General features: G+C 41.0%; 6 protein-coding genes and 1 tRNA gene. 2 read left to right on the top strand and 5 right to left on the bottom strand.

Annotated features, from left to right (window positions below):
* Positions 1-158 precede the first annotated feature (158 nt).
* From AC5590_RS10880 to AC5590_RS10865, 4 genes are all read right to left on the bottom strand, one after another.
* Positions 159-1085, bottom strand: coding sequence for a bestrophin family protein (locus AC5590_RS10880; RefSeq protein WP_169268654.1), 927 nt, complete (start codon positions 1083-1085; stop codon positions 159-161).
* Between the two features lie 71 nt (positions 1086-1156).
* Positions 1157-2467, bottom strand: coding sequence for a glutamate-5-semialdehyde dehydrogenase (locus AC5590_RS10875; protein WP_169268653.1), 1311 nt, complete (start codon positions 2465-2467; stop codon positions 1157-1159).
* Between the two features lie 75 nt (positions 2468-2542).
* Complete coding sequence (mazG, locus tag AC5590_RS10870) at positions 2543-3373, bottom strand: nucleoside triphosphate pyrophosphohydrolase (RefSeq protein ID WP_169268652.1); 831 nt, start codon at positions 3371-3373, stop codon at positions 2543-2545.
* Positions 3374-3634: 261 nt separating this feature from the next.
* Positions 3635-4246, bottom strand: coding sequence for a metal-binding protein (locus AC5590_RS10865; RefSeq protein ID WP_169268655.1), 612 nt, complete (start codon positions 4244-4246; stop codon positions 3635-3637).
* 175 nt (positions 4247-4421) lie between these two features.
* Here AC5590_RS10865 and AC5590_RS10860 point away from each other — a divergent pair.
* Both AC5590_RS10860 and AC5590_RS10855 read left to right on the top strand, forming a co-directional pair.
* Positions 4422-4494, top strand: a tRNA-Val gene (locus tag AC5590_RS10860).
* 207 nt (positions 4495-4701) lie between these two features.
* A complete protein-coding gene (locus AC5590_RS10855) occupies positions 4702-7179 on the top strand; it encodes a CHAT domain-containing protein (RefSeq protein WP_169268651.1) in 2478 nt (825 codons plus the stop codon).
* On the opposite strand, the gene AC5590_RS10850 is transcribed toward AC5590_RS10855, so the two are convergent.
* On the bottom strand, positions 7176-7544 hold the full coding sequence (locus AC5590_RS10850; RefSeq protein ID WP_169268650.1) for a hypothetical protein: 369 nt from the start codon (positions 7542-7544) through the stop codon (positions 7176-7178). The two genes, AC5590_RS10855 and AC5590_RS10850, sit on opposite strands and share 4 nt — an antisense overlap.
* Between the last annotated feature and the right edge of the window lie 165 nt (positions 7545-7709).

Here is a 7709-nt window from a genome sequence, read left to right as displayed (position 1 = left end):
GTTGTATTCAATTGGTTGGGTGCTGCACCGATCCAATCATATTGCTGGGTTCTGCGTTCTGACCTATGTGTTCTTCTTCAACGCTGACAAGTTTTTAATCAAACAGAATTCAGGAGTCAGGAACCAGAATTTTATTTTATAAAAAGTAATTCTTATGCTCAACTTGGCAAAAATGATTCTGTCTGACAAATCAAAGTATTTTCACTCTCATCCATCAAATCTTCTATATTTTTAATTAACGTCTGACAAATATCATCTAAGGGCAAATCATATAAATCGAACCCGAAAGGATCTTCTAATTGATTACCTATCTCTTCGATTCCAAGTAAAGTAAAACTTATTAACGCTACACTCGGCACAGTCCACCACTCTAAAGTACTAACTAAATGCAAAGGTAATACAAGAAAGTACATCAATAATAATCGCTTCAAATAAATAGCATAAATTAAGGGCATTGGTGTTTTTAAAATACGCTCACTCCCTATTAATGACTCTACCATGTTGTTCAATAAACTATTCATAAACACCAATTCTTCCATGCTCAAGCAATCGTTAATTTGTTGCTGTTTGAGATATTCTCCAATCCAAACAGCAATCTTCAAGGGAGGATTTTGCACATCCTTTAATTGTAAATCTTGCGATTCTGTCAGAAAAAGTTTCAGTTCCTTTCTTTCTGGTAACTGACGTAAATGCAATTTAGTCGCAATTGCAAAAGCACTTAATAACCGTAGACAGGCAACTTTTTTCTCTTTGTCTATAAGTTCCTTTTCTAAAATTGATAGCTGAATATTCCTGGCTAAATTTAGAGAATTAACGACTATCCCACCCCAAGTTTTTCGACCTTCCCAATAACGTTCGTAGGCAGTGTTAGTACGAAAAACTAGCAATAACCCTAACACAAGATTAAAAGCGACATTGGTTGTAATATCTCCAACTTGCTCTGGTAGAGAAAACGCGTAAGAGTGGATTATGGATATAACCACTCCAAATCCACTAAATAAAAGAATGCGAGGTAATATAACAGGAAAGACTGAGCCTCGCACTCGTAAAGCAATTTGAAACCAATGTAATTTTTCCCAAACCATGTGTATTCGCTAGTCAGTTTCACACAAAACACTCAGAGAACAGTGCATTTTAGTGTCTACAGAGCATTTCTTCATACCAAATCTTTAAAAGTAAAGGGCTTGGCATTTGCACCTGTGTAAGTAGCCACAATATGACCATTGCCAATCATCTGATATTTGTATGTTACCAAACCTTCTAAACCAACAGGACCACGAGGAGGCATTTGTTGAGTACTAATCCCAACTTCTGCACCGAAACCATAGCGGAAGCCATCAGCAAATCGGGTAGAACAGTTGTGGTAAACTCCGGCTGCATTCACCAGCGCTAGGAAAGTTTGGGCAGCTTCTGGATCTTCAGTGATAATAGCATCAGTGTGCTTGGAACCATAGTTGTTGATGTGGGCGATCGCATCCTCCAATGAATCCACAACTTGAATCGACAAAATCAAATCAGAGTATTCCGTCTCCCAGTCATCTTCCGTTGCTGCTGCAATCTCTGGTAGAATTTCGCGAGTACGTTCATCCCCTCTCAATTCCACATTGAGTTTTCCCAAAGCCTCAGCAACTTTTGGTAAAATTTTGGGAGCAATACTAGCGTGAACTAACAAAGTTTCAATTGCATTACAAGCAGCAGGATAGTTAGTTTTGGCATCAACTGTAATTGCGATCGCTTTTTCTAAATCTGCAGCTTTATCTATATATAGATGACAAATTCCGTCAGCATGACCTAATACAGGTATACGAGTATTTTCCTGCACAAATCTCACAAAAGAATTAGAACCTCTAGGAATAATTAAATCCACATATTTATCTAATTTGAGAAGTTCCAAAATTTCTTCTCGTGTTGTTAACAACTGCACTGCATCTGGATGAACAGCACTTTGAGAAAGTCCTTGTTTAATCGCCTTGACGATTGCTTCACAAGAACGAGTCGCTTCTTTCCCACCTTTGAGAATCACACCATTTCCCGACTTGATAGCAAGAGTAACTATTTGAATTGCGGCTTCCGGACGTGCTTCAAAAATGACACCCAACACACCCAAAGGACAAGTGACTCGCTTCAAGATTAAGCCTTGATCCAGTTCACGGTGAATCTGCACTGCCCCAACCGGATCACTGAGTTTGCCGACATCTCTCACCCCAGCGATCGCATCTCTTAACTTATATTCATCTAACTGCAAACGCTTATAAAGTGGCTTAGCAATTCCATCTGTAATAGCTCTTTCACAATCAGCAACATTAGCTTGTAAAATTTCATCTTTGGCAGATTCTAAAGCTTGAGCGATCGCCTCAATTGCTTGATTTTTCCCCTCAGTTGAGAGAACAGCTAGCTTGAGTGCAGCTTGTCTAGTTTTTTTAGCCGCTGCAATTAGGTTTAATGAATTCTCAACAGAAATAGTCATACTAAAAAACTACGTTTAAATTATCTGTATCTATCTGTTTTTCTCTGCGATTTCAAATACCCTGAAACCAGATTTTTACTCTTCCTGCGCAAGTTGGACTTTCGCCTTTTGCCACAACGTTTCTAATTCCTCTAAACTATAATCAGTAAGAGGACGCTCAGCAAACACCTCCATCTTTTGCAAACGCTGAATAAACCGCTGATTTGTTCCCTGCAAAGCAGCTTCCGGATCAAGATTACACCAACGAGCAACCTGCAGAAGAGAAAACATCAAATCACCCAACTCAGCTTGTTGTCGTTCTGGTGTTTCCTCAGCTAACGCCTGCTTAAATTCCGTCAATTCCTCATTAAACTTGTCCCACACCCCATCAATATTTTCCCATTCAAATCCAACAGCAGCCGCCTTTTGCGAAATCTTCATCGTCGCCATCAACGGCGGAAGCTTTTTTGTATAACGACTGAGTTTATAACTCAGTTTTTGAGTATCCGCAGATGTTTCTCCTTTCTCCGCAGCTTTAATTTCTTCCCAATTTCGCCGCACATCATCAACACTTTCCACCGACACATCACCAAAAACATGAGGATGACGGCGAATCAACTTTTGTGAAATCCCTTCGGCTACTTCCTTCAAAGAAAATTGTTCATATTCGCTGGCGATTTGTGCTTGCAGCACAACTTGTAAGAGTAAATCACCTAATTCTTCCGCGATCGCATCTTGATCCCCACTCTTAATCGCATCTACAACTTCGTAAGCTTCTTCTATCACGTATGGTGTCAGCGTTTGAGGAGTTTGCTCCAAATCCCACGGACAACCCCCATCAGGAGAACGTAACTTTGCCACCACATCAATTAATTTTTGCAACGCCACCAAAGTCTCAGCGTTCCTCTCGGTTTGATTAGTTTCCATAATTAATAAAAGCTCTGCGTCCTCTGCGTCCTCTGCGGTTGTAAATCTTATTCTTTTTTATACTTTTCGCCCACGTTGATTTAACCCCTCCCCTTAATCCCCTCCCCTTACCAAGGGGAGGGGAGGTTTTGGCGTCAGACAAAACCGGGGTGGGGTAAAGTGAAAATTGTGGGCAAGCATAAAAACATGATGTAACGTAATGACAAGGTTTTCAGCTTAAGTTGACACGTAGGCTCCGACATTTACCGTTCCACAATTTATTTATGACTTTGTGCGGCGGCTATTTTTTGGTTTGACTTTACTCCTATTACCACGACTCGTCACTTTACGTTTCTTCATTTTCGCACGCGGCAGCAATCCGCGAACTCCCTGCTTTTGAAAACGCTTATAAGCTGAACCTCCCCAGTCACTAAGATAATGGCTCATCGCACCAACTTCCAGCCCGACAAATAAAGCAAGAAATTCCATACTGTAGTGAGCGATCGTGAATTTTACAGTTTCCCCTGTCATCTGCCAATTGAACTGCACATTCCACAGCTTTTCGACAATCAACAAAGTGAAAATTGCCACTATTGCTCCCAAACAGCCCAGATAAACGACACGCAGCGTTGTACCGATAATTGGTCCGTGAGATAACAAAGAACGATGGCGTAAACTTTTTTGATAAGGTAACCAAATAAAGCGTAAAAAACCCCAGCGTTGGAACTGGCGAGAGTAAATATCCAAGTCAGGACCGAACATCAGCCCTCCGAACAGAAACCCGCCAGTAACCAACAAAGTCAAGTTACCGCTGTTGGTTAGCCAAAAAGCAACACCAGTCACAAACGGCAAAGCCCAGAGAGTAATGCGATCATGAGTCCGACCAGAGGGCATAAACAATTCAAAGTTCAAAATTCAAAAATCAAAAAGATCCAAGCCATTGCTAACCAGTATCTTGCTGTCCGAGTCGCAATTCAATCCAACAGATGCAGAATAAGGTAAAAATTTTTTTAGAAGACTATCGCTTTTTCAAAATGTGTGTGTTAATATAGTTTTTGTGTGCAACAGCGGGCAGTTAGCTCAGTTGGTAGAGCGCCTGCCTTACAAGCAGGATGTCACTGGTTCGAGTCCAGTACCGCCCATTTTTAAAAGTTAAGTAAGGTCAGTAGATTTCTGTGCTGTCTAATTTGTAGTTACCAATTGCTCATTTGGGGCGATGCCTGCGGCTGGGTACCCAATGTATTCATCAACAATTAAAGAATAATCTTCAAAGCTTCAGCAGCTACATTTTCTTGTTGAATGTAGATGTAGGGTGATGATACCTGGTTGTTGGGAACGCATCACCTGTTATGAAAATTTATACTTCAGAAGAAGAATATATAAATTTATTAGAGCAAGTGCTGGAAGTAACAGCAGATAGTAGAGGTAACCCGCAGGTAGTTTACCCCTTGCTGGAAAATAATAGAGACAAACTCGACGATGTGTTAGAAAAAACATTGCGTCGTTGGGCGACGAATAGACTGAGGGAAGCCCAAGCAGATGTGGCGAAATCCATCGCTGGAGATATAGTAAATTTTAGCAATCTAATTCAGCAATTCCCTTTGGGTGACAAAGCCAGCAACATGGAAATTGCCATCACTGGCTATGAAGTCGCGCTGACAGTCCACACCCAGCAAGCTTTCCCCGAAGATTGGGCAACGACGCAAAATAATCTTGGTCTTGCTTACAGTAACAGAATAAGAGGGGAGCGGGCACAGAATTTAGAGCAGGCGATCGCAGCTTACCAAGATGCTCTGTCAGTTTATACTTTTGAGGCTTTTCCCTATGAATGGGCAACGACGCAAAATAATCTCGCTAATGCTTATAGTCAAAGAATAAGAGGGGAGCAGGCACAGAATTTAGAGCAGGCGATCACAGCTTACCAACAATCTCTAAATGTTTATACTTTTGACGCTTTTCCCTATGAATGGGCAACGACGCAAAATAATCTCGCTATTGCTTACAGTTACACAATTATAGGTGAGGGGGCACAGAATTTAGAACAGGCGATCACAGCTTACCAAGATGCTCTAAAAGTTTATACTTTTGACGCTTTTCCCCAAAACCATGCAGGATCTTTGTTCGGACTGGGAATTGCTTACCAAAACACAAACGATTTTACCTTAGCTTACAATACCTTTAAATCTGCCATTGCCACAGTAGAATCTTTACGGGAGGAAATCGTTTCTTCTGAGGAAAGTAAACGCAAGCAAGCAGAAGAATGGAACAAACTTTATAGCCGCATGGTAGAAGTTTGCTTGGAATTAGATAAGATTACCGAAGCAATTGAATATGTTGAGCGTAGCAAAACCCGCTATTTAGTTGAACAGATTCTCATCCGTGACCGGAAAACAATCTTTCCCGCAGATGTTGTTACTCAACTAGAAAGATACAGGGATGAAATAGCTACAGGACAAGATCAAATCCAAAATGGCAAAGCTGAAAATCCAAAAGTCCTAGCACAACGTCTCCAACAGTTGCGACAGCAGCGTAATGAATTGCAAAACCGCTACTTACCCGTTGGTTATGGTTTCAAATTTGACTCATTCCAGGCTCGTTTCGATGAGTGTACAGCCATGATCGAGTGGTTTATTCTCGATGAAAAAATTCTAGCGTTTATTATCAAACCTACAGGAGAGGTGACTGTTTGGCAATCCCAACCAGAAGACCTGCAAGCCTTGATTGATTGGGTAAATCAATATTTGCAGAACTACGGGCAAAAAGACCAGTGGCAGAATAGCTTAGGGGAAGAACTCAAAAAATTAGCTTCCATTCTGCACATTGATGGAATATTAACCCAGATACCAAACCACTGCGATAAACTCATCCTAATTCCCCATAGATTCTTGCATTTATTCCCCCTTCATGCACTCCCTGTAAATCAACATTCTGAAAATTCACGTTGTCTTGTGGATTTATTTCCTCGTGGTGTAAGTTATGCACCTAGTTGTCAAATACTGCAACAGGTACAAAAGCGCGATCGCCCCAATTTTCAATCCCTGTTTGCGATTCAAAACCCAACGGAAGACCTGAATTACACCGATTTAGAAGTACAAGTTATTCAAAGCTACTTTAATACTTCCAACGTTCTGAAAAAAACAGCAGCGACACTCACAGCAATTAATAATTCTGACTTAAATACTTACCACTGCGCCCACTTTAGCTGTCACGGGTATTTTAACTTAACAAATCCCGGTAAATCAGCCCTAATTTTGGCAAATGCATCCGTCGCTGACGCACTTCCCAAACTGAATGCAGAAAGTTATCTGAGTTTAGGATTGGGTAAAACTTATGATTTAGAGGAATGCCTTACCTTAGATAAAATCTTCGGTCTCAAATTAGAAAAATGTCGCCTCGTCACCCTTTCCGCGTGCGAAACTGGATTGATTGATTTTAACAATATCAGTGACGAGTACATTGGTTTACCTAGCGGTTTTCTGTTAGCAGGTAGTCCTAGTGTTGTCAGTTCTCTGTGGAAAGTGAATGACCTTTCTACCAGCTTTTTAATGATTAAATTCTATGAAAACTTATTCAAACTTGATAACCTGGAAGCAGGAAATGTTGCCATAGCCCTTAAGCAAGCTCAAACATGGCTGCGAAATCTGACTATTGAGGAATTAAAGAGATTTAAAGAGGAACACAAACCTGAAATTAAAAAAGTCCTTGCTCAACTAAGAAAAGGACAACGAAAAATAGTTAAGGAATCTTGGAAACGAATCAAGGAACGTCAACCCCTACCTTTTGCAAATCCCTACTACTGGGCTGGTTTTACAGCTTCTGGACGTTAAGCACCAGATCCCGGTACATTACAAAACCTTTTCGCACCCAGTTTAAACACGCATATACTAAGTGCAGTCGCAGTACCGAGAGGAATGCCTGCACTAGCTGCCAATGGTTCTATTACTGGAGCAATTAATCCAGATTCCAAAAATTGTCTGACTTCCTCTTGACAGATGAATTGGCGGCATTTTTCCAGCAAATCATTTAACGATCTATCTGCTTCCTGTGCAGTTTCCCGCATAACCAGCAGTGGAACGGCATCGTCTAAATAGCCTTCACACTCTTCTATGGTATCCAAAGCTACTAAAGCCTGGGGATTATCCGCCAATTGGCTGCGAAACTGACTAATTTCTTCTGGTGTAACGGTAATCATTTAATAGTTTTAACCAGTAAATAAATATCCGAACTCTTCAGCAATTATAGATCTAATGCTTAATCTAGAAATGTGGCGATGGCGATGCGGAAGCCGCCACCTCCGCTGAACGCCCCTATTTTCAAAGATATTGAAGGAGCGATACGGAAGCCGCCACCTCCGGTG

This window comes from Brasilonema octagenarum UFV-OR1 (genome assembly GCF_963888615.1).
GTDB lineage: Bacteria > Cyanobacteriota > Cyanobacteriia > Cyanobacteriales > Nostocaceae > Brasilonema > Brasilonema sennae.
This window is presented reverse-complemented; position numbering and strand designations above follow the sequence as displayed.

Bases quoted from the DNA above. Each gene is read 5' to 3' on its own strand.
- AC5590_RS10880 (WP_169268654.1), bottom strand. From the start codon at position 1,085: ATGGTTTGGGAAAAATTACATTGGTTTCAAATTGCTTTACGAGTGCGA.
- AC5590_RS10875 (WP_169268653.1), bottom strand. From the start codon at position 2,467: ATGACTATTTCTGTTGAGAATTCATTAAACCTAATTGCAGCGGCTAAA.
- mazG (WP_169268652.1), bottom strand. From the start codon at position 3,373: ATGGAAACTAATCAAACCGAGAGGAACGCTGAGACTTTGGTGGCGTTG.
- AC5590_RS10865 (WP_169268655.1), bottom strand. From the start codon at position 4,246: ATGCCCTCTGGTCGGACTCATGATCGCATTACTCTCTGGGCTTTGCCG.
- AC5590_RS10855 (WP_169268651.1), top strand. From the start codon at position 4,702: ATGAAAATTTATACTTCAGAAGAAGAATATATAAATTTATTAGAGCAA.
- AC5590_RS10850 (WP_169268650.1), bottom strand. From the start codon at position 7,544: ATGATTACCGTTACACCAGAAGAAATTAGTCAGTTTCGCAGCCAATTG.